This is a genomic window from Turicibacter sp. (genome assembly GCF_017941855.1).
GTDB classification, from domain to species: Bacteria; Bacillota_I; Bacilli_A; order MOL361; family Turicibacteraceae; genus Turicibacter; species Turicibacter sanguinis.
Window position 1 is genome coordinate 12,536 of the sequence record NZ_JAGAVR010000018.1, and the last position, 24,035, is coordinate 36,570.

Here is a 24,035-nt window from a genome sequence, read left to right on the forward strand (position 1 = left end):
GTATACCTATCTTTATATTTCCGTTAGTCTAACATGTAGATAATTAATTGTCAACGATTTCAAAAAAGGAGCTATTTCTAGCTCCTTTTACTATGTCGTAACTAAATCTTTTAACTGACTTATCTCCTGAGATGCATTTGGCTGGTTAGCAAAATTTGAAGTTTCCTTAAGATTCTCAAAAGCAGTTGAAATCATTAGTTTGATACGATTCAGTTGATTGACCTCACTCGCACCAGGATCATAATCGATAGCCACAATATTAGTTCCTGGATACAGTCGTTTAAGTTCTTTAATCATTCCTTTCCCCGTCACATGATTTGGTAAACAGGCAAAAGGCTGCATACAAATAATATTTTTTACATCCATTTCAATCAGTTCAATCATTTCCCCTGTTAATAGCCAACCTTCTCCTGTTTTATGACCTAAAGAAACAACAGATTCAGCACCTTGTGCTATTTCTTTAATGGTTTTAGGTGGTTCAATCAAGTGACTATTTTTAAGAGCCTCTTTCATTAGACGTCGGTACTTCTCAATGACCTGAATGACTGATTGTCCCAAGAGCTTAGACCATTTTGATTTCAATAATAATTTATCTTCTTTGGAATAGGAACAATATAATAAGAAATCAATGAGTCCTGGGACTACAGCTTCTGCTCCTTCAGCCTCAACCAATTCTACAACATTATTATTAGCCGTTGGATGAAACTTTACTAAGATTTCTCCTACTAATCCAACACGTGGCTTTCTAATACGACGAATTGGTAAAGCTTCAAAATCTTTAATCATATCCTCAATATTTTCTTTATATTGTGTTTGATTAGGTGCCATTAAAGCCGTACTACAAATCTGTTCCCACTTTATATATAGTTGATTAGCTGACCCCTTAACGATTTCATACGGACGTGTTCGATATAATAAACTCATTAATAAATCACCGTAAACTAACGCCATTAAAGCACGGTTAATCAGTGGCCAACTTATTTTAAATCCTTCATTTTTTTCAAATCCTTGGGCACTTAATGAAATAACTGGAACTTGTTCAAAACCTGCATCCTGAAGTGCCTTTCTTAAAAATCCAATATAGTTCGTTGCGCGACATCCTCCACCTGTTTGCGTAATTAATAAAGATGTCTCATTTGGGTTATACTTACCAGATTTTAAGGCGTGAATCATTTGGCCAACAACTAAAATAGCGGGATAACAGGCATCATTATTTACATACTTTAACCCCTCATCAACCGCTTCATGGTCAAGAGATGGAAGAACTTCTACTTGATACCCTGATGCTTGAAAAGCAGCTTGTAAGAGGCCAAAATGAATCGGTGACATCTGAGGAGCTAAAATAGTATGTGTTTTTTTCATTTCTGTTGTAAATTCAATCGGATGATAAGTATTATCCACTTTAAGACGCTTAAAATGATTTTTTTCTCTCTCAAGCATCGTTGCTTTTAAAGAGCGTAATCGAATTCTTGCAGCCCCTAAATTATGGCCTTCATCAATTTTTAATGTTGTGTAAACTTTTGAATGAGCAGCTAAAATATCATGTACCTGATCTGTTGTCACCGCATCAAGTCCACATCCGAAAGAATTTAATTGTACCAATTCTAAATCATCTCTAGTTGCAACATAACTTGCGGCATTATATAAGCGAGTATGGTAAGTCCACTGATCCATTACACGAAGTGGTCGCTCTACTTCACCTAAATGAGAAATTGAATCCTCTGTCAATACAGCCATTCCAAGTGAATTAATCATCTCAGGAATTCCATGATTAATATGCGGATCAACATGATAAGGACGACCTGCCAACACAATCCCTTTCATGTTATGGTCCTCTAAATAGGCCAGTGTTAATTGACCATTTTCACGAATATCTCGTTTAAAATTCTCAAACTCTTTCCATCCCTTATCAACACTTTCACGAATTTCTTTCCAGGGGATATTAAAATCTTTAAAAACTTCGTGCAATCGTTTAGCTAATTTATCTTTTTGATCAAATGGCAGAAAAGGTTTAAGGTATAAGATATCTTTTTCACGTAAGACGTCTAAATTATTTTTAATCACTTCTGGATATGAAATAACAATTGGGCAGTTGTAGTGATTATCTGCCTTTTTATCTTCTTGTTTAGAATAAGTTAACGATGGATAAAAGATAAAATCCACCTTTTTTTCAACGAGGTTCATGATATGACCATGCACGAGTTTTCCAGGATAACAAACCGATTCAGATGGAATGGTCTCCATCCCTTTCTCATAAAGCTGATTAGAAGAAGGATCGGATAAAATCACACTAAAGTTTAAATTTGTAAAAAAGGTGACCCAGAATGGATAGTTTTCATACATATTTAAAACACGTGGAATTCCAACAGTTCCTCGTTTCGCAACCGATGGTTCAATGGTTTTGTAATTAAATAAACGATTATATTTATAACGAACTAAGTTAGGAATAGGACGTACTTCTGCCATTTTACCGGCCCCTCGTTCACATCGATTTCCCATCGTAAAACGTTCGCCATCTTTAAATTTATGAATAGTCAGTAAACAGTTATTTGAACATAATCCACATCTTGCACTTCGACTAGTTAACTCAAAATGTTCTAATGATGCTTGATTAATTAACGTTGAGACTTCCCCTTCTACATAACGCTCTTTTGCAATTAAAGCAGCTCCAAAAGCACCCATAATTCCTGAAATATCCGGTCGAATAGCTTGACGATTTGATAACTTTTCAAAAGCTTTTAAAACAGCATCATTATAAAAAGTTCCACCTTGAACCACAATTTTTTGTCCCAATTCTTCAGGATTTCTAAGTTTAATCACTTTAAATAGAGCATTTTTAATAACTGAATATGAAAGCCCTGCAGAAATATCCCCTACTTTGGCACCTTCTTTTTGTGACTGCTTGACTCTTGAGTTCATAAAAACCGTACATCGCGATCCTAAATCAACCGGATTCGAAGCATTGATAGCAGAATTCGCAAAGTCTTCGATGCTCAAATTCATTGATTTTGCAAAAGTATCTAAAAAAGACCCACAACCTGAAGAACAAGCTTCATTTAATAGGATACTTTCAATATTTCCATTTTTAATTTTTAAACATTTCATATCCTGTCCACCAATATCTAAAATACAATCGACACCCGGACAAAAGAAATCTGCCGCCTTATAATGGGCAATCGTTTCAATTTCACCAATATCCACTTTTAAGGCAGCTTTTAATAAGGCCTCTCCATATCCTGTAACAGTAGCTTTAACAATATGAGCCTCTAAAGGGAGTTGGTCATACAATGTTTTTAAAACACTAATCGTTGATTGCAAAGGACTGCCTTCATTACTTCCATAATAAGAAAAACAAAGGTTCCCGTCTTCATCAATGAGGGCAACTTTTGTTGTCGTGGACCCAGCATCAATTCCTAAAAAACAGTTGCCCGTTAAAGTAGATAACTCTCGTCGTCCTACTTTGGACATTTGATGACGTTTTATAAAAGAATCATACTCATCATCTGATTCAAATAACGGTGCTAATCGAACCGATTCAGACGTGTGAACCTCTTTAATCGTTTGTAAAGAGTCCACAAACTGAGAAAAAGAGATCACTTTAGAATCCATTGAGGATAAGGCAGCTCCTTTTGCTACATATAGTTGAGAATCATTAGGAAGAATGATCTCCTCAGGCTTTAATTCCAGAGTTTCAATAAATCGATTTCTTAATTCTGATAAGAAGTATAAAGGTCCCCCTAAAAAGGCAACATTTCCACGAATTGGACGTCCACAGGCAAGCCCACTAATCGTTTGAATGACAACAGCTTGCAAAACTGAAACAGCAATATCTTCTTTTGCGACTCCTTCATTGATGAGAGGTTGCACATCGGTTTTAGCAAACACCCCACAACGGGCAGCAATAGGATGAATGACTTTATAATGTTTTGCAAGCTCATTTAACCCAAGGGTATCAACTTGTAATAACGATGCCATTTGATCAATAAATGCGCCGGTTCCACCTGCGCAAGTTCCATTCATGCGTTGTTCAATTCCATCTTTAAAATATGTGATTTTAGCATCCTCTCCCCCAAGTTCAATTGCAACATCAATTTGAGGATAGTAACGTTTTGTCACTTTTGTTGAAGCCACAACTTCTTGAATGAACGGAATATTTAGATGTTTAGCTATTGCAATTCCACCAGAACCTGTCATATTCACCGTAATATTATAATCTTTAAACTGTTCATACGCCTGTTTTAAAACAACGGTTAATGTTTTTAAGATGTCAGCAAAATGACGCTCATATGAACTAAATAGAAGCTCTTCTTTTTCATTTAAGATAACGGCTTTTACCGTTGTTGATCCCACATCAACCCCAATATGAATAAGTTTTTGTGTCATACTTACGCAGCTAACCTGCTCCCCTCCTTTATTGATACAACTTTTCCTTAACTCCTTTTTATCAATTTTCGATTCATATTTTCCATTTACAGTATATGGATGGTTTTTTCAATTTAGACTAAAAAAAGCTAACTCAAGATTTGAGTTAGCTTTTTTATATTTTTACTATAGGGTATTTTTAGACATGTTTTTTTGTAAAGTTTAAAACTATATTATTTGTTTTGAATATATTGTGCAGCATTTTCTCCTGCAATACGTCCTGAAGTATAAGCAAATCCACATGCTAATCCTTCATATGGAGGATAACTTCCGTTTGAATAATATCCACCTGCTGAAGAACCAACCACATATAATCCTGGAATAGCATTATAATCTAAATCAATGACTTCTAATTTTTCATTGACTTTAACTCCACCTACTGTTCCTAAATAAACAGCACGTGCTTCAAACGCATAGTAATTTCCTTCAGATACTTCATAAACTAATGAATCTGCTGATTTACCGTAGTCAGTATCTTTTTTATTTTGAACCATTGTATTATAGCGTGCAACAGTTTCTTCTAATTCTTCAACTTTCATTCCAGTTGAAGCTGCTAATTCTTCTAATGTACTTCCTTTGAATGCTGAACCAGCTTCTACAGCTGCATCTGCCATAGCAACGAAGTCTCCCGTTCCTGCTGTATATCCAGGTCCTGCGTCAGATAATTTAATGTTTGCTCCATTTGAGAAATCTTCTAATGTTGCTTCATCGACAATGATGTAGTAACGTCCACCTGCTGAATAGGCAACATTTGACCAGAATACTGTATCATAGATAGCATCTTCATTTCCGATACGTGTTCCTGAAGCATCAACCCATAATAATGGTGCCATTAAAACTTGTGTTAATAAGTCTTCAGAATGTCCTTGAGCTCCTGTTGAAGAGTTTGCCAATTGAGCGGCATGTAATAAAGCAGTTGATGAATCCCAAGGAATTCCTCCTGCTTCAATTGCAGCATCAATTCCTTCACCAAAGTTGGCAACACCTAATGAATAAACTAAATCTGTATGTAAGTTTTCATATACTTTTTCAGTATTTGCTCCATATCCACCAGTTGCAATAATAACAGCATCCGCATTAACAGTTAAAATTCCACCATCTTCTTTAGTTGCTGTGATTCCTGTTACAGTTCCATCTTCAGCTTGTAAAATTTCATTTAAGCTTGTATTCGTACGAACTTCAGCTCCCATTTCTTCTAAATGAGTATAGAAATTCTCAAATCCTGCTTGTGAATCAACAAACTTGTGATAAGCTTTCCATTTGTATAAGTTATCTTCATGCGCTGCTTGAGTTGTTGTTGACGGTAAATAGAACTCCATTCCATATGACTCTAACCAATCAACTGTTGAAGCAGATTTTTCAACAATAGCACGTGTTAATGGTCCATTTGATAAATATTGATTAAATTCTAAAAGTTGAGAAACAGCTTCATCAACCGTTAAGTTTAATCCTTCTTCTTTTTGTAAAGTTGACTCAACCGCAAACATTCCTGATGCTAACATTGAGTTTCCACCAACTGAGTTAGTCATTTCAATAATTAAAACATCAGTTCCAGCCTCCGCAGCAGCTAAAGCAGCAGCGGTTCCAGAACCACCTGCTCCAACAACAACTAACTCAACTGTTACTTCTTCATCAACACCTGTTTTTGTTACTTTACGATTTTTCATTAATTCTACATCAAAACCAGCTTGTCCTAACGCATCTTCTACTGCAGTTAAAACACTGTTACTCGTTCCAGTGGCACCTGAAATCGTATCAACTGCAAGACTTTGATGTTCAACAATCGATGCTGCTAATTTAGGTGCAGCTGCTCCCCCAATCGTTGGTGTTTCTCCTGATGCATCAACGTCAATTGAAAGAATTGTTCCTTCATCGTCAACCTCAACTGTTGCGACAACATCTCCTCCAAACCCTGCTGCCGTTCCAGTGTATGTTCCTGCAACCACATTAGCTGTTGTTGCACCTGTTGTAGCATCATTCTGTTGCTCTTCCGTTACATTATTTGACTGACATCCAAATAAAACTGATGCCGCTAACATGATAGACATCAAGCTAAATGTCGTCTTTTTGAAAGCTTTGTTCATCATTAAGACGAACCCCCTTAAATATGTTATTTTTTTCACGATTTACACGAATATTATAACAAAATTTCACAATGTGGTAAGTTGAGCCTAATAAGTAAAAAAGTGGTTTATTTTAAGAAATGTTGTTTAATTTAGTTTGATATTGTAGAATGAGGGGGCGAAAGGATGAGATTGATTTGATCATTAACAACGAGACTTTTATACCATTTCATAAAGCATTACAAATAAAAAACCATCAAGGTTTTACTTTCAATGAATCAAAAAATATTTATACCAAAAAGAATTCATTTAATAAGTTATTTCATTATCAAATCTGCACGATACCTGATGATATCTCATCAATTATAGCTAAATCATCCTGTTTTACCATGTTGATATTTTTCAATAAATGTAAACTTATAATTGGTAATGAAACCATTATTTGCATGCCTTATTCCATTATGTTTATAAAAAAAGGATGCCATTATAAACTTCAAAAAAAACAGTCAACTGACGTGGTTTTTATCTTTGACTGTCATGAAGATTTTTTTGATAACTTCATTGTTTCACAAATTGCAGACTGCCCTATTTTTTACGATTTATTAAATTTAACAGATGCAAAAAATGAGTATCTATTATTTGATTATCAAAAAGATTCATCCATTCTCTCAACCCTTCATTTGTTCTTAACTGAATTGACACAATATAAACAGGCTGTGCATTCCGCTAAAAACTATAAACTGTTGTTAGTGATTCTGATGTCACAACTCGATCGAAATCATATTCCCTACCTCGTTATTCATGACTCCAGTATGATGCAATGCTATGATGAAGGGAAAATTTTAAAATATTTAAGTGATAATTTTTGCACCGCAACGCTATCTTCAACAGCTGAATATTTCAATTTTCATCCGGCCTATTTTTCAACATTATTTAAAAAGCTTTTCCACCAGTCCTTTTCGAAAAAACTTCTCTCACTTAAACTTGAGCATGCTAAACGGTTATTAATAACCACTAATTTAACAACAACTGAAATCATGCATTGTGTTGGCTTTAATGATAAAAGTTATTTCTTTAAATCCTTTAAAACTTACTATCAAATCACGCCTTTACAGTATCGAAAAACGTATTCTTCTTTATATCAAAACAAAAAAAATCCTAATGAGTAGGATTTTTTTTATTCATCAAAATAATTAAGATACTTATAACCACTAAAGCAACTTATCGTTTTAATGCCTGTAACACATTAGCGTAATTCGGTTCTTCTGTGACTTCTTCACAGTACTCTACATAAGTAATCGTATCAGTTTCATCTACAACAAAAACAGCACGAGTTAACAGTCCTAATTCTTTAATATACGTTCCAAACTTCATACCAAAGTCATGTTTTTTATAATCAGATAAAACTTGTATGTTATCAATTCCAGCCGCTCCACACCATCTAGCTTGTGCAAAGGGAAGATCCATTGAAATGACATAAACACTTACATTATCAAGCGCTGCTGCTTCTTGATTAAACCGACGAACCTCTGTATCACAAACGGGTGTATCAATGGATGGAACACTAACATAAACCTTCTTACCTGTAAAATTTTTAGATTCAACCGCATTTAATTCTTGATCAGTCACAACAAATTTCGGAGAAGGGTGTCCTACTTTAACATGAGTTCCTTCAAGTGTCACATAATTTCCTTTAAATTTAACATTCATACAACTACTCCTTTATTTAAACTTATCTATCTTAATATGGCTAAAAAAACTGTTTTTAATGTTACCTTTTTTTATTCTTTGTATATTTTATTAAGAGATACGTTAGGACAATGTCCTGTAGGAGGCGATCTATCATGGTGACTTCACATCATCCTTCATCATTTGCTAAAGGATTAAACTTTTATAAGCTTTTTTGGCTTTTTTTTGTCGCATCCTTCTTAGGAGTCGTCATTGAAACGATATGGTGTATGATAACCCGTGGTGTTATTGAGAGTCGAACTGGCTTAATTCTTGGGCCTTTTAATCTAGTTTACGGATTAGGTGCTTTATGCATGACCGCTGGCCTCTATCCTTTAAGAGAAAAACCAGACCGAATCATCTTAGCAGGAGGATTTGTGATTGGAAGTATTTTTGAATATATTTGTAGCTATTTTCAAGAGCAATGTTTTGGGACTATATCTTGGGACTATAGTAATTTTTGGTTCAATTTAAATGGTCGAGTTAATTTACTTTACTCATTATTTTGGGGATTATTAGCCATTGCTTGGATTCGATATATTTTCCCGAAAGCTTCTATCTTAATCGAAAAAATCCCAAATCATATTGGTATTCCATTAACTTGGATATTGGTTTTCTTTATGGTGTTCAATACATCGGCATCTGCTATGGCTCTTTACCGTCAATCTGAAAGAAGATTAGAAATACCTCCAAGCAATAGAATTGAAGCATTTTTTGATGATTATTATCCTGACGAAGTCATGGAAAAAATTTATCCTAATATGGTTTATATTGAATAAAAAAATGCTCTATAAAAGAGCATTTTTTTATTAGATACGTCAGACTAAGACCTATTTAACAGTCAAAATAATTTTGGAAATTAGACATTTGATCATCTCCATCTGATTCTATTTCATGTTTTTTATGATGTGCACGTGATAAAACTTTCAAGACAATAAATAAAAGAAAACAGCAAAGTAAAATAGAATATTTTGAAACGAGATGAACTAGAAATGTCCCGCAAAATGCACCTATACAAAATGATCCGATAATCGCATAGTATCGCCCACTAATTCGACCGGATTCCTTATCCTTCGTGGATAAATACTGAAATAAATGGCGTGTAGCCGAACGAAGATTTCCGGTACAGGTCATTGTCACATAAGATTGTCCAACTAAGTTTTTAAAGGTGCATCCCTGCATAGCAGAAATAAATGAAATTGAAACATTAATGATACTTGATGGAAATAAATCAGCAGTAAAAGCAATGATTGCTAGTAATATGATTTCAATGGTTAACATGCGCATACGCCAAATCCCTGGACCGATTGCCTTATAGTGTTTTCGAATCGCTTCGGTAACTAAAATTCCAATAAAATATGATAAAATCGGTGCTAGATAATATAAGGCATCTAACCAAAGTCCTTCTGCTAAAAGTATACATAAAAGGACGATATTTCCAGTCTGGGCATTCGCAAATACATGCCCCTCCAAAAGATAGGTATAAGCATCTAAAAATCCCCCAACAACAGCTAGCATCATGCCTACTTTTAATGTTTGATGAATAGGGATATACACTTTTTCTTCCATCGCCCTCCCCTCCTTTTATTAGATAAATCCAAATATTTTTAAATGAGTCTTAGCAGTTCAATCTTGTTGATGAAGATCATAATTGTCCTCAACCTAAAAGTTTTTATACAGATAAATTCTTTCTAGACTCATCTATATATTCTTGTTTTATCATATGCTGAAGTAAGAGACTAAAAGCATTATAAATCGCTAGAAAAATAAAAAAAGGAGCTATCTTTTTTCAAGATAACTCCTAAAAATAACAATATCCAAACTCAATTTTTTAAATAAATCCAAACATTTTTTATCAACTTATTCCATATAGCCCCGTCGTTGGATCTTGAAATAGTGGGATATGAATCGGATTAAAAGTGAACCAAATAAAAAGTATCACAATGACTGCAATCAAAAACAAAGCAATCATTTCATGAATTCCTTTTCCATATTTATAATTTCGATATCCAACGTACTGTCCAACTAGAAAAGCTAAAAAGACGATAAAGATATCAATTGCCATATTTTCAATACCAAAGGCACCAGTATAAAAGTAATACATAACCGGAACAGCAAGTATTGCAACGACTAAAGAGATAAATTGGCTCGTAAACCATTTCGCAGCATCAATTCGATACGTATGACGTTTCACAAAATAATAAATGGTCCACCACAAAATAGTCGGCCATAAAATAACCTTACAATGCTCCCATGTACTTTCATTCACTGGTGAGAAGATTCCCGCTACCATATTTTGTCCTGTTAAATCATAGATAAAATGAAATCCAACTGCTAAAACAAATAGCCCGATAATCCCTTTTAAAATCCATTTTTGAGGGGGGACAGTATCAAAGTATGACATGAAATCACGACTCCTTTAAACAAGGTATTTTTGAGTAATTTCTTTTAATTGTTCTTCATTTTGCTTAATATAACTTTCAAAGTCTAGTCCTGACTCTTCAACTGAAAGAGCTAGTTCATATAAAAATTCTGGAATACGTGTTTTTTGAATTTCACCAAAGACTTCACCAAGACGAGTTTTTCCTACTTCATATTTACCACCAATCCATAATGTGAAGCATTCTTCTACAGTCGCACCAACCTTTTTCTTTTTACCCGTAAATCCAATTCCACTAATTTGATGTACTCCACAAGAATTTCCACATCCTGAAAAATGAACAGCGGGAAGTACTTCTGTTTTACATTGTTTTTCCTTAAAATATTCCATTGTCTGTTTTAATACACCTTGACTATTACATAATCCAATTTGACAAGTTGGAATTCCGATACAAGCAACACTATGCTCAAACGGAGTGTCTCCTCCCATCGATTCAGTTAATTCTAACAATCCTTTTGCTTCTTTACCCGTTAAGTTTCTAAAATAAACACCTTCGGTCATAGCCAAACGAATGTCTACCCCTTCAATATTAGCTAAATAATCTAAGATTTTTTTCAAATCTGCTACTTCCAATTGTCCACCAATCGGGTGAAGATAAACACTATATAACCCTTCTTGTTTTTGTGCAAAAAGGCGTTTTGATTCTACGTCACACTCACAACCAATTTTATGAATTTCTTGTGGTGTAATATTTAATTCTAAACCACCTTTATTTTTTGCCTCATCTAAATGCTTTTGATAAGCTTCAATAAAAGCTTCTTCACCCATTCGTTCTACGATATATCGAACACGGGCCTTATTACGATTTTCATAATCACCTTCAGCTTTAAATAAATTAACCATTGCTTCTAAATGATAAAGAACATCATTTGGATTAATTAACGTTGGATATTTAACTGCTAATCTAGGATTTTGTCCAAGACCCCCACCTAAATAAACTTCAAAATAATGCTGACCTTCCTGAGTTACCGCTAAGAAACCTAAATCTTGTACGGTACAATGTCCCTCATCCGCATTACTGCTTGAAAAAGAGACTTTTAATTTACGAGGTAAATGATACGTATAAATTTGTTTTAAGAAGTAATCACCTGCGGCCCATGCATACGGTGTCACATCAAAAGCCTCAAGTGGATTTACACCAGAGAGTGGAGAAATAGCAACATTTCGTGGAAAGTTTCCACCAGCACCTCGTGTGTAAATATCATGGTCAAGTGCTTCTTCCATTAAATCACATACTTCATCAATTGATAAACCATGCAGTTGAATGGCTTGACGTGTTGTTAAATGAATTCGTTCCATATGATATTTTGTAGCCAGATTATAAACTGTATTCAACTGATCAAATGTTAACATCCCAGAAGGAATACGAAGTCGAATCATGAATTCTTTTCCACCTTTATGGGCATAGACCCCAAATCCTCCTGAGACATGTTTAAATTGCATCATATTTAGTTCACCATTAACAAATTGATGCCCCTTCTCACGAAAATCCTTCATTTCGTTACGAAGCACTTCTTTTAACTGACTCATTCTACTACCACCTTATTTTTTTATAATCTACTTTTAATTTGTCTCAATAGAGGAATTTTATTCCTAGCACGTTGAGAAAAAAAGCACCTTATCAGGTGCTAGACAGGTAAATCTCTTTTCGTAAATAGATATCCCCCTAATGCATATAGAGCCAGTGCAATCATCAACAAGATGCACATAAAACCATATGCACTTTTTTCACCTGATGCTATTTGACTAGAAGGGTATAAACTAAAAATCGTAAAATATTTAAAGATTTCTAACTTTTCTCCAACATTAGATAACATCTGGATTAACAAAAATAAAATAGGCACACCCGCTCCTATTGAATAGGATAATTTAATTTCATTGCTGATGCAAGAGGCAAAAAAACAAATTCCGCTAATAGCTAAATGTAGGACGTATAAACCAATATTCATCTTAAAAAGAATCATCATATCTAACTCTCCTGGGAACATCAACTGTGCAAAACCTATCTCACCAAGTGTTATTAACATAATTAAAGCACCTAGACTTGTCCACATCACAGTTGCTTGAGTTAAGATAATTTTTCCTCTCGTGAGAGGAGAGGCTAATAAATAAGCCATTGATCCTTGATCAACATAACGCGCAACCAAACGATTGGCCAAAATGATTTCAAAAATCATGGGGAAAACGAGAAACAAAAATCCATAAAGGTACGAAGCTAGAAATTCAATTAACGTTGTTCCAGGATTCGTCATTCCAAAGGCACTCATTAACTCTGGCATTACCTGTGTAAATTGTTCTAGCACTTCTCCAAGTTTTGGATCAAACATTCCTGTAATAATCCCTGTATACATCATTAAGACAGCAAAAATAATGAGAAAAACTTTGTAGCTAGCTTTAAGTTCCCGTTTAAACAAGGTCAAATTTATCACGTTCTATCCCCTCCCATAAAAATGTAAAAACAATTCTTCTAGTGTTGGTGTTGTTGTATCTAAGTCCATAATTTTATACTCTGAGATGAGTTTTAAAAATGGAGGTAGCGTCCCCTGATAATGAACCTTAACTTTTATAGGCGAGATAAGCTTTGCATCTGTCACGTCAGTTGTGAATCTGCTAGCCTCTTCTTCTGTTGCAAATGTTAAGACATAGGATTTATGCTTTGATGCCTTAATTGAATTCACATCCTCAACCGCAATCAGATGTCCATCTTTAATCATTGCCGTTCGATCACATGTTCTTTCTATTTCTTCAAAAATATGTGATGACATAAAAATTGTTTTCCCTCTTTCTTTCTCTGACAAAATAAGTTCAATAAAACGATTTTGCATAAGAGGGTCTAGGCCACTCGTCGGTTCATCTAAAATTAAAATTTCTGGATCATGCATAAAAGCACAAACAATCCCAACTTTTTGTTTCATTCCTTTAGACATCTTTTTAATTTTTCCACTCGCATTAAGTTCAAACATTTCCATTAATTCATAGGCTCGGCTTAAATCTTTCATTCCCCGTACACTAGCCGCAAATTTAATAAAGGCGATTCCTGTCATATCATCCATAAAAGCAATTTCACCCGGAAGGTACCCCAACTTTTTTTGAATACGTGATCGATCTTCCATACAGTCTAATCCATTAATTTTACAACTCCCTGAATTACCATGAATAAAACCCATTAAGTGACGAATAGTCGTCGATTTACCAGCTCCATTTGGTCCTAAAAAACCAAAGACCTCCCCCTTAGATACTGATAATGACACATTGAAGATCCCACGTCCTCCCCCGTAATCTTTCGTTAATTGATTAATTTCAATGACACTCATGTTCTTCCCCTCCTGATAAAAATCACCTTCTTAATTGCCTTTTATTCCTAAGGAAATTATATCCTCCTTAAATAGACTGGTCAACCTTATCACAGTCATTTAGACTCTATCTTCTCACTTTTAAAAAAATTATTAATCATCAAAAAATCAGCCAAATTGTCTTTGATTAAGATTACTAACACAAGACTTAAAACACCACTACAAATCCAGACTGCATAAATACTTAAATAACTAATCAAAGTTGAACCCATAATAGCACCAAAACAAAAAGAACCAATAATAATGATATAACTCAAACATTTTATTTTAGATTCTTGATGATGGTGCAAACAGTAAGCTGTCAAATTTTCCGCTGCCGAACGAAGATTCCCCGTACAAACCGTTGTCGCATAAGCAAAACCATGAAGTTTCTTAAAACTACTAATTTGCATCGCACAAATAAAAGATACCATTGAATTAACAATGATTGGAGGATAACTTAACGGATATAAGCCAACGCCAAATAACAGAATAATCTCAATCACTAAAACATATTCATGCCAATAATCATGCTTCTTTACAATTTCTGTTACAACTGCTCCCATAAAAAAAGCAATAATTGGGACAAGATAATAAAGAGCCTGAACAAAATGTCCCTGAGAAATTTGTAAGGTCAATAAAACCATGTTCCCTGTCTGAGCATTAGCAAAAACGCCCCCTCTTAATAAATAAGTATACACATCCAAAAAACCTCCAACAAAAGCTAATAAAATTCCAACTCGCATTGTTTCATGCATTTTTACTTCCTGATTCATAAATCCCCCTCCTACCTATATACAAACAGAAATGTATTTCACTATTATAAATGAGTCTCAATATTGAAGTCTTTTTGATCCTTAGGCGTCACTATAGTCCAGTTAAAAGTTTTTCAAGTGTGAAAAACTTTTAACTGGACTTATATATATAAGTTATGAGACAATATACATCAATTTTCTCAGAACACGTTTTCAATAACAAAAAAGAGGATGACTTTTAACAAAGTCTCCTCTTTTTATTCTTATTCTTCTATCTTTTCAAATCGTTTAAACGTTTGACCATCCCTTGTAATAGTCTCAGTCCACATACTAGCCGGACGTACCCAAGTACCAAATTCACCATATAAGGCTTTATACACAACCATTTCTTCAAGAGTTTCTGAATGTTTAGCAATAGCTAATACTTCATACTCCTGCCCTTTAAAATGTCTATACTTTCCTAATTGAATTGTCTGTGACATCTCTATGCCTCCTAATACATTTATATTTCTAATAATTTTTCAGCAAACTTATTCATAAACCATCGAATACCTGACCCTACAACTACTTATAAACGAGAAACTCCCCTAGTCGTAAAGAATTTTTAAAAACTACATTCATTTTTCTTTAATATCATTTCAGGCCTTCATTTTTTATTGCCCCTCTATTGTGGATACATAGCTTCTCTAGGATGGGGCTATGAAGCCCTAGCTATTGAGGATTGCTAAGAGCTAACGCTTCTTAGTCTAGGGGATTCACTTTTGTAAATCTAGTAATTCATCTACGCGTTCGATCATATATCGCTGCGCATCTTCTAACCCTTTATTATAAAAATGTGGCCCCATTGTATCAATCAAAAAATCGAGCATTAATTCTGCCGATAAGTGTCCTAACTCCTCATCACGTTCTTTTAAAAAATAGGTTTGAAGCTTTGAAATCATTTCCTCTTTTTGTTTCTTACTTATACAGTCCTTCATAAAAAAACCTCCCTTATCACACTCTAACCAATAGTATATACCCAATCAACCTTATCCTTTTAAATCATTTCATCTTAAATCTTCAACTTTCTTATTCTATTTATATCATAAAGTATTCATCAATTACCAGTTCTACTTTTGACAGGGCCTTTGCTCCCCTCTAAAGCTCAAGTTTATAAAGAAGGTAAAAATCATAAAGAATTCGCCGATAATCGGTATAAAAGTCACGATAACTGACAACTATCAATTAGCATAAGAATACACTATCATTAACAAAGGAGGGTCAGTACAATGAAAAAAGCCTATACTTTTATTTTAATTGGAATGGTCTTCATTTATCTTAATCTACCATTGGTTGGATGGCTTGTTAACATAGCAGGTTACTTATTAATCGTGACTGGAACCCATCTCTTGACTCAACATAAACAAAATAAAGGTCTTGAACTGTCTAAATATCTCTGTATCGGACTAGCCTGCTTTGAACTGTTACAACAAGGATTTTATAATTTAATTGGAAACAACTCTACATACGCTTATATACTGATTATCGCTCTACTACTCATTCAATTTTTTATCTTCTACCTGATTATAAAAGCAGCAGCTGATGAAACTGAATCGCTCGATATTCAAACATACCAACAAGTTTACTTAATCATAGCAATCGTTGGGCTTATCTTATATATTCTCACTTGTTTCTTCTCAGGATTTTTTGCGTTACTCATGGGATTACAAGTCATTGAATTTTGTTTTCTCTGTTATGTCTTCCAATATTTCCGAACACACATCAAATAAAAAATCAACCAGTAGCTGGTTGATTTTTTATATCTAGTTATAAATTGCTTTAATTGGTTCTAAATTTGCAGCTTTACGGGCTGGAACAATTCCAAATATAATTCCGATAATAATCGAAGTTGAAGAAGCCCCAACAAAGGCAGATAGTGATAAAATTGGAGTAAATGGTAAGAATAATCCAACGATCTGAGATAATACAAAACCAGTTAAAATCCCGATAATCCCACCGATTAATGTCACAAACATTGCTTCAAATAGAAATTGTAACAGAATAGAATTTGGAGTTGCTCCAATGGCACGACGAATTCCAATTTCTCGTCTACGTTCTGTTACCGAAACGTACATGATATTCATGACACCAATTCCACCTACAAGTAATGAAATCGCCGAAATAAAAGCAATAAACAGGGTAATCGCTGAAATCATCTCATTCATTTCTTTAACCATATCACCTGGATTCCAAGATTCATAGCTTCCATTAATTCCTTCATGCGCTTCTTCAAGTGACTTAATAACCTCACTGATCACGGCATCGTAGTCAAAACCATTTTCGATATAGATATAGGCACTTCTAGGCGCAAACTCTGCCTCATCCACTAAAGTAACAGGGGTTCGATCAAGTGAAGCCTGTTGAACTAAATCATAACTCCAATCGAAGATACTAGCTGGTTTAGCTTGTACTCCGATAATCTCATACATGGTTGAATTTATATCGATCGCGACTCCAATAGCCTCTTCTGGACTGCTAAATAAACTTAATGCATTTTGATAAGTTATGACGATAACATCATTTAAAACATCACTACTCTCAAAATATCTTCCTGCCGCAAGTTCTGGCTCTGGATAATTTTCATATGCTTCGGCAAAAATCGATGTACTTTGTCCAAAGATACTAGCCGATCCTGATAGGTAAGTAGGAGAACTATCTGAAGAAGATTCTCCATAAAAATCTTTATTAATTTCAGCTTTGCTAACACCTTTAATTTCTTCAATCATAAGGATATCATCATCTGTGATTGGCTTTATCGTTGCCAAATCGTCATAATTATTCGGATAAAAACTGACTTCAATTTTATTTCCCCCAAGTTCAGATGTCGTCTCAGCAAAGTAGGCCTTTACCCCATCACCAATTGCTAAAATAACAACAACAGAACTAATCCCAATAATAATTCCAATCATCGTCAAGAATACGCGGACTTTATTCGCCTTAATATTAATCAAAGCTCCTTGAATAATATTAATTAAATTCATGACATCACCTCTTCTTTGAATACCCCATCACGCAGGTAAATGACTTTAGAGGCATACTTCACTAAATCAGGGTCATGTGTCACCATGACGATTGTTTTTCCTGCTTGATTTAAATTATATAAAATGTTCATAATTTCATTACTTGTATTTGTATCTAAAGCCCCTGTTGGTTCATCTGCAAAAATTAGTTGTGGTTCATTAATTAGGGCACGAGCAATCGAAATACGTTGTTGCTGTCCCCCCGATAATTCATGTGGATACTGATTTATTTTTTCTAAAAGGCCGACCATTTGAAGTTGGTGTTTTACTCTTTCAAGTCGCTCTTTTTTTCCAAGTCTGTTGTCATACTGAAGCGGTAATTCGATATTTTGTCCAATTGTTAACGTTCCAATTAAATGAAACTGTTGAAAGATAAATCCAATATTTCGATTTCTAAAATGAGATCGTTCAACTTCAGTTAAATGCGTGACATCTTTACCATCAAAGATATACTCACCTTCCTCAAATCGATCTAAAAGACCAAGGACATTTAATAACGTCGATTTCCCACCTCCTGATTTCCCCATAATGACAACAAAATCACCTGTTTCAATGTTCAAATTCACTGACTTTAAAACATGTAGCTTATCTTTTCCCACATCATAATACTTTTGAATATTTCTTAATTCAATTAAATTACTCACTAGTTTCACCTTCACTTGGGTTGATTAAAATCTCATCCTTCTCTTTTAATCCAGATTTAACTTTTGTATAACCTTGTTCTTCTCCTGCAACCTCAATCTTTTGTTTGGCAAACTCTCCCCCATTTTCTACATAAACATAATGACTATCACCCTCAACTACAATCGCCTCGGTTGGAATACTAATTAATTGATCGGCTAATTTGATAGAAACTTGAGCTTGATACCCATTCACGAGTTCAGATTGATCATCTAAACTAACTTTTACAAGATACGTCGATGATGTTGAAGTACCTGAAGTATTTGTCGCTTGAAGTGGATCTTCATCAATAAAGGTAATTTTGCCACTCACCGTTTTATTCGTCGCAATTAATAAGGTCTCAGCTTCCATTCCAACACTGATCTTCGCATAATCCTTTTCTCCAACTGATGCTGTGACATAAAAATCAGGGCTCTTTAACTTTAAAACAACTGGATTTTCTGAACTTGAATCTTCAACAAGTGAAACAACACCACTAAATGGAGCAACTTCTTTGATATATTCTTTTTCTTCAAGTTTTGTTTTTTCTTTAACTAGCGTGTTAATTTGCTCGTCTAAACTATTAAATGTTTCTTGATCTTCATCGCTTAGCTGACTTCTTAAATCACTAATCTGTGTATCAAATTCTGCTACTTGTCCGGGTAAATTATATTCTAATTCATTCTTTTGAACATAGCAGCTTTCAATTTGAGCGTCAAGGTCTGCCACTAATGCGGCATCATTCTCATCATCTGGGTTTAACTCATTTTTTTGTTTTACTAATTCATCAAGTTTCTTTAAAATCTGATTCACTTGAGATTTAGTTTCTTGTTGTAATTTTGACTTTTGGTCCTCAATCGATTTAATTTGTTTATTCACCGACTTTGCTGCAGGTGTCCCTTCACTCGATAATTTTGCTTTCTTAGCATTCAATGTCGCAATCTGTTCATTTAAATCATTAATTTGACTCGTGATTTCAGCATTATGATAAGTGATTAACACATCACCAACTTGAACTGAATCTCCATGACTCACATTAATCGTCATTTCTTCACCTTTCGTCACATCCTTTGTGAACGTCGTATATTGTGATGGAATCACACTTCCTGATAAAATAACTTTCTTTTGATTTGGAACAACATATGTATTTTGAAATTGCATTTGCGGTTCCACTTCTGGTTGCGAATTAAATTTCATAACGCCTACTATTAGCATGAGTGTAAGAAGACTAGCTCCCACCCCAATAACGATTTTTTTCTTCTTCACCATCATAACCTCCACTTTATTCTCTAATTAACTTCGAAAGTAATTCTTACTTTTTTTGTACCTTTATCTTAACAAAATAATCCTCTAGTCGCAATGCCACCTATCATTGCTTAACTAGAGGATTTTAACTTATTCCATCATTGAAAGTAATTCTTCAATCTTTTCGACAACACCATTCTCATCATTACTTTTCGCCATGAATCTTGAAACTTGTTTTAACTGTTCGTGAGCATTTGCCATCGCAAAACTATGGTAAACACTTTGCATCATCTCTAAATCATTCAAGTAATCCCCAAAGGCAGCCGTTTGTTCATGCTCTAACTTAAATAATTTTTTAACGTGTTCAATCGCATATCCTTTATTAGCACCTTTAGCAGTAATATCTAACCAGATTTCGCCCGATACCGACACCTGTTGGGTTTCATAATAATCTTTATAATATGGATACGCATTTTTTTCTGAGCCTGAGAAGTCGCAAATCGTTACTTTTAAAATATCATCGTCCACTTCATCAAAACTCTTCACGACTTGACGACTTTCATAATATTTTTGAACTTGTTCCACAAATCTTTCATCTGTATTCTCAATATAGGCTGCCTTTTTTCCGCAGACAATAATATAAGCATTATCAATTTGACGTCCCACTTCAATTAATTCTTTGGCGACTTGTTTGTCTAAAGCGTTAATTAATACCTCTTCACCTTTATACATCACAAACGTTCCATTCTCTGCGATAAACATTAAATCATCCTTTAATTCTTCAAAACGTTTGGCTAGGTTATAGTATTGGCGTCCACTTGCAATCGCAAAAATAATATCTTTTTCCTTTAACTTTTTAAATGTTTCATAAAATGATGGGTGAATTTCATTTTGACTATTTAATAAAGTCCCATCCATATCAGTCGCAATAAATTTAATCATAATCCCTCTCCTATTCACAGCTAATGTTAAGACCTGTTTGTTCTAATTTTTCTTTAATACGCCCTTCTAACTTAGCATCCGTCATGAGATGCGTAATATCTTGTAACGTCGCAAATTGATAAGATCCATCACGGTTAAACTTTTCATTTTCTATTAGGACGAAAACTTCCTTAGATGATTTAATAATGGTTTTCTTCGTTATCGATTCTTCCGCATTAAAATTGCTAATAAAGTTCTCATCAACATTAATTCCACCAACACCGATAAAGCTTTTATCGAATTTACACATCGCAATTTGCTCATTGGCAAGGGCCCCAATCATCCCACCAAGTGTCGCATTATATTGACCACCAACCATAATAACTTCAACAAATATGTTAGCTGAAAATAAAGGGGGGATTTCAATCATATTTGTCACAATCGTTAAACGTTTATTTAATTTAGATAATTGTTTAGCGAGAGCAAAGTTTGTACTTGAAATATCTAAAAAAATAACTTCTCCTTCATTAATAAATGGAATCGCACGTTTAGCAATTAGCTCTTTTTTATCTAAATCATGATGCATTCGAGTATTAACTCCCTGATCGTGAACGAGTGGACGGATGCTAATAGCACCTCCGTATGTTCGCTTTAAACGCCCCTGTTTTTCAAGCATTTGCAAATCTTTTCGAATCATGCTTTCTGAAACCTTAAATTGTTCACTTAAATCTCGAACTAAAACTTTTCCCTCAATCAATAATAGTTCCTCAATTTTATCTAATCGCTCTTGTAAAAACACTATCTCACCCGCTTTCATTCCCATTTCATATCATTTATTATCGATTATTATTATAAAATATCTTATCTGTTGATACAAGTCCCAATATTGAAAATAAATTTAATAATATCAACCTATTTATTTAGTAATATTACGAATTTATTTTAGTAGATAAACTTAGCTATATATGGTAAATTAAAGATGATAGCGTTTTTAAAATGTAAGAGGGGGAAATCAAGTGTACTTACTAAATAAGAGTAAAAAAGTAATGCTAGCTGCAATCTGTAGTACATCTATTTTTGGTATAACAGCCTTAGCAGAAAATGATTTAGTTAGCAATTCAAGCTTCAATGATGCTTTGAACAACTGGCAAATCGAGGGGGATTCTACGGCTGCTAGTATTAGCAACGCATGGGGATACAACGACTCATCAAGTCTAAATTATTTCTCAAATCAGGATTATGAAGTTCGCACCGAACAAACAATCACTGGACTTGAAAATGGATTTTATCGTTTAGAACTTTATTCTTCAAGTAGTGGTGGTCAAGAAGAACACTATGTTTACGCCAATAATGGTGCACGAACAAGCATTCCTGTCTCTGATGACTTTATTAAAGTTATATTAGATTTTGAAGTTTTAAATAATGAAGCAACCATTGGAATTTACTCAAATGGTCTACCAGGCACTTGGTCAAACTATGATGAGGTATCCCTACAGAAAAAGGATACTGAGTATCGCATGTTAAAAGGCGGAGACCTGACAATGGTTAACTTTATTGAAGATCTCGGAGGAGAATACTTTGATGAAGATGGAAATGCACGGGATGTTTTTCATATTTTAGCTGAGAATGGATTTAACTTCGCCAGGCTCCGTACTCATAATAATGTCGGACGTGATTTTTTATCACAATCAAGTCCTAGATACTATCTACCAGATGGGTATCAAAATACTGAAGATTTATTAAAAAGTGCAAAGCGTGCAAAAGACGTTGGTATGGCAATTGAAGTGACATTAAATTACAGTGACTGGTGGCCAAATGCTGCAAATCAAGAAATTCCTGCCGATTGGCGTGAAGCGATTGAAGGAATGTCAGATAAAGAAGCGGTTGATAAATTAGAGACGTTAGTTTATGACTATACAAAAGAAGTGATGCAAGCGTTAGCGGATCAAGGGACGACGCCTGAATATATTTCACTTGGAAATGAGATGCAATATGGAATTTTATATCCGTATGGGAATGTTGTGAATTTTCAAAATCTAGCGCGCTTTCTAAATGCCGGCTATAAAGCTGTTAAAGAAGTCTCGACAAATACACAAGTCATTCTCCACTTAGACGAGGCAGGAGATGACGATCGCTATTTTTATTTCTTTGATGAGTGTGAAAAATATGGGGTGAACTATGATATTATTGGTTCATCATACTACCCATTTTGGTCAGAGGTAACGGTTGAAGATGTGATGCCTTGGTTTGAGATGCTCGGTGAAAAGTATCAAAAGAAAATTGTGATTATGGAGACAGGATATAAATGGTACCCTGTTACGGCCGATAAAAAACCAGGACAATTAATTACAAATGGACCTGAAAGTCATGATGCCTCACCACAAGGACAAAAAGAATTTTTAGATGAATTATTTAATGGAATTCGAAACATTGAAAATAACTGGGTGATTGGAGATTTATACTGGGACCCAGTGATGATTAATCATGAGGGTGTTGGCTGGGCAATGATTCGCGGTGCCGCAGAAGATGGAAGCCAGGACATGGCTTTAAACAACGTTGTTTCAAACACGACTTTATTTGATTTTGAAGGAAAAGCACTGCCTGCTCTAAAATCATTTAAGGATACATCTGAAGGAAGTACAGAAGGGATGATTTCAGGTATTGTCTATGATGAAGAAGGTAATATTTTAACGGATGCGACCGTTATCCTAACCGTTGGAAAAGAGAAAGTCACTCGCTCAACTGACAAGTATGGACGCTTCTTCTTAACAAATGTAGAATCTTCAAAAACTTCAGAAGTAAAAGTAAGTAAATCTGGATTCAAGTCCGTCATTACAGCAGTTGATGTCCTCCCAAGTGAAACAACAACGATTGAGTTATCGCTTGAAACATCATCAGGAATTATTCCAATTGTGATTGGCGGTATCGTTTTAATTCTTGCTGTTTTAGGGACGATTTTCGTTCAATTAAAAAAGAAAAAATAAATTCTATAACTAAAATGATTTTTCCTCTTTTCGACAACAGAAATTCGCACTTTTCGTCATAAGAACATCTATTTTGCTATATAAAAACAGGTATTTAGAAAACGGTTTATTTTTTTATATTTTTTTATTAATTTTTACTATAATTTAATATGGTTATCTGTTAATATCTTGTTATATAAGTTAAATTTTTAGTGAGGGGAAATTAAAATGGAAACTTTAAAATTTAGTTTTGGGGACTTTTTACACGGAGCAGATTATAATCCAGAACAATGGTTAGATCGTCCTGATATCTTAGCTAAAGATATTGAATTAATGAAAGAAGCGAACTGTAATGTCGTTAGTATCGGGATGTTCTCTTGGGCAATGCTAGAGCCAGTTGAAGGTGTTTATAACTTCGATTGGATGGCTAATGTCATTGATCGTTTA

21 protein-coding genes are annotated in these 24,035 nt (G+C 34.4%); 5 read left to right on the forward strand and 16 right to left on the reverse strand.

Going from position 1 to position 24,035, the window contains the following annotated elements; all coding sequences use genetic code 11:
* Nucleotides 1-90: 90 nt before the first annotated feature.
* Together J6D32_RS03290 and J6D32_RS03295 are read right to left on the reverse strand one after the other, a co-directional pair.
* Nucleotides 91-4,383 carry a 2-hydroxyacyl-CoA dehydratase gene (locus tag J6D32_RS03290; RefSeq protein WP_155232313.1) on the reverse strand — a complete coding sequence of 1,431 codons (4,293 nt, stop codon included), beginning with the start codon at nt 4,381-4,383 and terminating at the stop codon, nt 91-93.
* Nucleotides 4,384-4,595: 212 nt separating this feature from the next.
* Nucleotides 4,596-6,509, reverse strand: coding sequence for an FAD-dependent oxidoreductase (locus J6D32_RS03295; protein ID WP_006784153.1), 1,914 nt, complete (start codon nt 6,507-6,509; stop codon nt 4,596-4,598).
* Between the two features lie 491 nt (nt 6,510-7,000).
* Here J6D32_RS03295 and J6D32_RS03300 point away from each other — a divergent pair, with 491 nt between their 5' ends.
* Complete coding sequence (locus J6D32_RS03300; RefSeq protein WP_272155556.1) at nt 7,001-7,654, forward strand: helix-turn-helix transcriptional regulator; 654 nt, start codon at nt 7,001-7,003, stop codon at nt 7,652-7,654.
* A gap of 52 nt (nt 7,655-7,706) precedes the next feature.
* On the opposite strand, the gene tpx is transcribed toward J6D32_RS03300, so the two are convergent.
* On the reverse strand, nt 7,707-8,195 hold the full coding sequence (gene tpx, locus J6D32_RS03305) for a thiol peroxidase (RefSeq protein WP_006784155.1): 489 nt from the start codon (nt 8,193-8,195) through the stop codon (nt 7,707-7,709).
* A gap of 134 nt (nt 8,196-8,329) precedes the next feature.
* Between tpx and J6D32_RS03310 the strand changes: the two genes are divergently transcribed.
* On the forward strand, nt 8,330-8,992 hold the full coding sequence (locus J6D32_RS03310; protein WP_006784156.1) for a putative ABC transporter permease: 663 nt from the start codon (nt 8,330-8,332) through the stop codon (nt 8,990-8,992).
* 55 nt (nt 8,993-9,047) lie between these two features.
* On the opposite strand, the gene J6D32_RS03315 is transcribed toward J6D32_RS03310, so the two are convergent.
* The 8 genes from J6D32_RS03315 to J6D32_RS03350 all read right to left on the reverse strand — a co-directional run bounded on the left by J6D32_RS03315 (nt 9,048) and on the right by J6D32_RS03350 (nt 15,717).
* Nucleotides 9,048-9,782 carry a YoaK family protein gene (locus tag J6D32_RS03315; RefSeq protein ID WP_009606960.1) on the reverse strand — a complete coding sequence of 245 codons (735 nt, stop codon included), beginning with the start codon at nt 9,780-9,782 and terminating at the stop codon, nt 9,048-9,050.
* A 286-nt stretch (nt 9,783-10,068) separates the two neighbouring features.
* On the reverse strand, nt 10,069-10,617 hold the full coding sequence (locus tag J6D32_RS03320) for a DUF6512 family protein (RefSeq protein ID WP_006784158.1): 549 nt from the start codon (nt 10,615-10,617) through the stop codon (nt 10,069-10,071).
* A 15-nt stretch (nt 10,618-10,632) separates the two neighbouring features.
* A complete protein-coding gene (locus tag J6D32_RS03325) occupies nt 10,633-12,183 on the reverse strand; it encodes a nitrite/sulfite reductase (RefSeq protein WP_055163787.1) in 1,551 nt (516 codons plus the stop codon).
* 98 nt (nt 12,184-12,281) lie between these two features.
* A complete protein-coding gene (locus J6D32_RS03330; protein ID WP_009606959.1) occupies nt 12,282-13,082 on the reverse strand; it encodes an ABC transporter permease subunit in 801 nt (266 codons plus the stop codon).
* A gap of 3 nt (nt 13,083-13,085) precedes the next feature.
* Nucleotides 13,086-13,967, reverse strand: a complete 882-nt coding sequence (locus tag J6D32_RS03335; protein ID WP_006784161.1) for an ABC transporter ATP-binding protein — start codon at nt 13,965-13,967, stop codon at nt 13,086-13,088.
* Between the two features lie 95 nt (nt 13,968-14,062).
* The gene (locus J6D32_RS03340; protein WP_006784162.1) at nt 14,063-14,761 is read right to left on the reverse strand and encodes a YoaK family protein; all 699 of its coding nucleotides are present in this window, start codon (nt 14,759-14,761) and stop codon (nt 14,063-14,065) included.
* 242 nt (nt 14,762-15,003) lie between these two features.
* The gene (locus J6D32_RS03345; RefSeq protein ID WP_055163793.1) at nt 15,004-15,222 is read right to left on the reverse strand and encodes a DUF1653 domain-containing protein; all 219 of its coding nucleotides are present in this window, start codon (nt 15,220-15,222) and stop codon (nt 15,004-15,006) included.
* A gap of 273 nt (nt 15,223-15,495) precedes the next feature.
* The gene (locus J6D32_RS03350) at nt 15,496-15,717 is read right to left on the reverse strand and encodes a DUF2164 domain-containing protein (RefSeq protein ID WP_006783278.1); all 222 of its coding nucleotides are present in this window, start codon (nt 15,715-15,717) and stop codon (nt 15,496-15,498) included.
* Between the two features lie 291 nt (nt 15,718-16,008).
* On the opposite strand from J6D32_RS03350, the gene J6D32_RS03355 reads away from it, so the two are divergent.
* Nucleotides 16,009-16,509: a hypothetical protein gene (locus tag J6D32_RS03355; protein WP_006783279.1), complete on the forward strand. Its 501-nt coding sequence runs from the start codon at nt 16,009-16,011 to the stop codon at nt 16,507-16,509.
* 33 nt (nt 16,510-16,542) lie between these two features.
* Here the strand turns inward: J6D32_RS03355 and J6D32_RS03360 are convergent, their stop codons facing one another.
* From J6D32_RS03360 to J6D32_RS03380, 5 genes are all read right to left on the reverse strand, one after another.
* Nucleotides 16,543-17,760, reverse strand: a complete 1,218-nt coding sequence (locus J6D32_RS03360; RefSeq protein WP_155235604.1) for an ABC transporter permease — start codon at nt 17,758-17,760, stop codon at nt 16,543-16,545.
* A complete protein-coding gene (locus tag J6D32_RS03365) occupies nt 17,757-18,443 on the reverse strand; it encodes an ABC transporter ATP-binding protein (protein ID WP_009607635.1) in 687 nt (228 codons plus the stop codon). Before J6D32_RS03365 ends, J6D32_RS03360 begins: the two co-directional genes overlap by 4 nt.
* Nucleotides 18,436-19,728: a biotin/lipoyl-binding protein gene (locus J6D32_RS03370; RefSeq protein WP_009607634.1), complete on the reverse strand. Its 1,293-nt coding sequence runs from the start codon at nt 19,726-19,728 to the stop codon at nt 18,436-18,438. Before J6D32_RS03370 ends, J6D32_RS03365 begins: the two co-directional genes overlap by 8 nt.
* A gap of 126 nt (nt 19,729-19,854) precedes the next feature.
* Complete coding sequence (locus tag J6D32_RS03375) at nt 19,855-20,646, reverse strand: HAD family hydrolase (RefSeq protein ID WP_006783283.1); 792 nt, start codon at nt 20,644-20,646, stop codon at nt 19,855-19,857.
* Between the two features lie 10 nt (nt 20,647-20,656).
* Nucleotides 20,657-21,424, reverse strand: a complete 768-nt coding sequence (locus J6D32_RS03380; RefSeq protein ID WP_009607640.1) for a DeoR/GlpR family DNA-binding transcription regulator — start codon at nt 21,422-21,424, stop codon at nt 20,657-20,659.
* 217 nt (nt 21,425-21,641) lie between these two features.
* Here J6D32_RS03380 and J6D32_RS03385 point away from each other — a divergent pair, with 217 nt between their 5' ends.
* Together J6D32_RS03385 and J6D32_RS03390 are read left to right on the forward strand one after the other, a co-directional pair.
* Nucleotides 21,642-23,609, forward strand: a complete 1,968-nt coding sequence (locus J6D32_RS03385; RefSeq protein ID WP_287467278.1) for a glycosyl hydrolase 53 family protein — start codon at nt 21,642-21,644, stop codon at nt 23,607-23,609.
* A 207-nt stretch (nt 23,610-23,816) separates the two neighbouring features.
* Nucleotides 23,817-24,035: beta-galactosidase (locus J6D32_RS03390; protein WP_287467279.1), on the forward strand; the 219-nt coding region annotated here is incomplete at its 3' end.

Bases quoted from the DNA above. Each gene is read 5' to 3' on its own strand.
- J6D32_RS03320 (WP_006784158.1), bottom strand. From the start codon at position 10,617: ATGTCATACTTTGATACTGTCCCCCCTCAAAAATGGATTTTAAAAGGG.
- J6D32_RS03370 (WP_009607634.1), bottom strand. From the start codon at position 19,728: ATGGTGAAGAAGAAAAAAATCGTTATTGGGGTGGGAGCTAGTCTTCTT.
- tpx (WP_006784155.1), bottom strand. From the start codon at position 8,195: ATGAATGTTAAATTTAAAGGAAATTATGTGACACTTGAAGGAACTCAT.
- J6D32_RS03335 (WP_006784161.1), bottom strand. From the start codon at position 13,967: ATGAGTGTCATTGAAATTAATCAATTAACGAAAGATTACGGGGGAGGA.
- J6D32_RS03325 (WP_055163787.1), bottom strand. From the start codon at position 12,183: ATGAGTCAGTTAAAAGAAGTGCTTCGTAACGAAATGAAGGATTTTCGT.
- J6D32_RS03345 (WP_055163793.1), bottom strand. From the start codon at position 15,222: ATGTCACAGACAATTCAATTAGGAAAGTATAGACATTTTAAAGGGCAG.
- J6D32_RS03315 (WP_009606960.1), bottom strand. From the start codon at position 9,782: ATGGAAGAAAAAGTGTATATCCCTATTCATCAAACATTAAAAGTAGGC.
- J6D32_RS03360 (WP_155235604.1), bottom strand. From the start codon at position 17,760: ATGAATTTAATTAATATTATTCAAGGAGCTTTGATTAATATTAAGGCG.
- J6D32_RS03295 (WP_006784153.1), bottom strand. From the start codon at position 6,509: ATGATGAACAAAGCTTTCAAAAAGACGACATTTAGCTTGATGTCTATC.
- J6D32_RS03350 (WP_006783278.1), bottom strand. From the start codon at position 15,717: ATGAAGGACTGTATAAGTAAGAAACAAAAAGAGGAAATGATTTCAAAG.
- J6D32_RS03290 (WP_155232313.1), bottom strand. From the start codon at position 4,383: ATGACACAAAAACTTATTCATATTGGGGTTGATGTGGGATCAACAACG.
- J6D32_RS03355 (WP_006783279.1), top strand. From the start codon at position 16,009: ATGAAAAAAGCCTATACTTTTATTTTAATTGGAATGGTCTTCATTTAT.
- J6D32_RS03340 (WP_006784162.1), bottom strand. From the start codon at position 14,761: ATGAATCAGGAAGTAAAAATGCATGAAACAATGCGAGTTGGAATTTTA.
- J6D32_RS03375 (WP_006783283.1), bottom strand. From the start codon at position 20,646: ATGATTAAATTTATTGCGACTGATATGGATGGGACTTTATTAAATAGT.
- J6D32_RS03310 (WP_006784156.1), top strand. From the start codon at position 8,330: ATGGTGACTTCACATCATCCTTCATCATTTGCTAAAGGATTAAACTTT.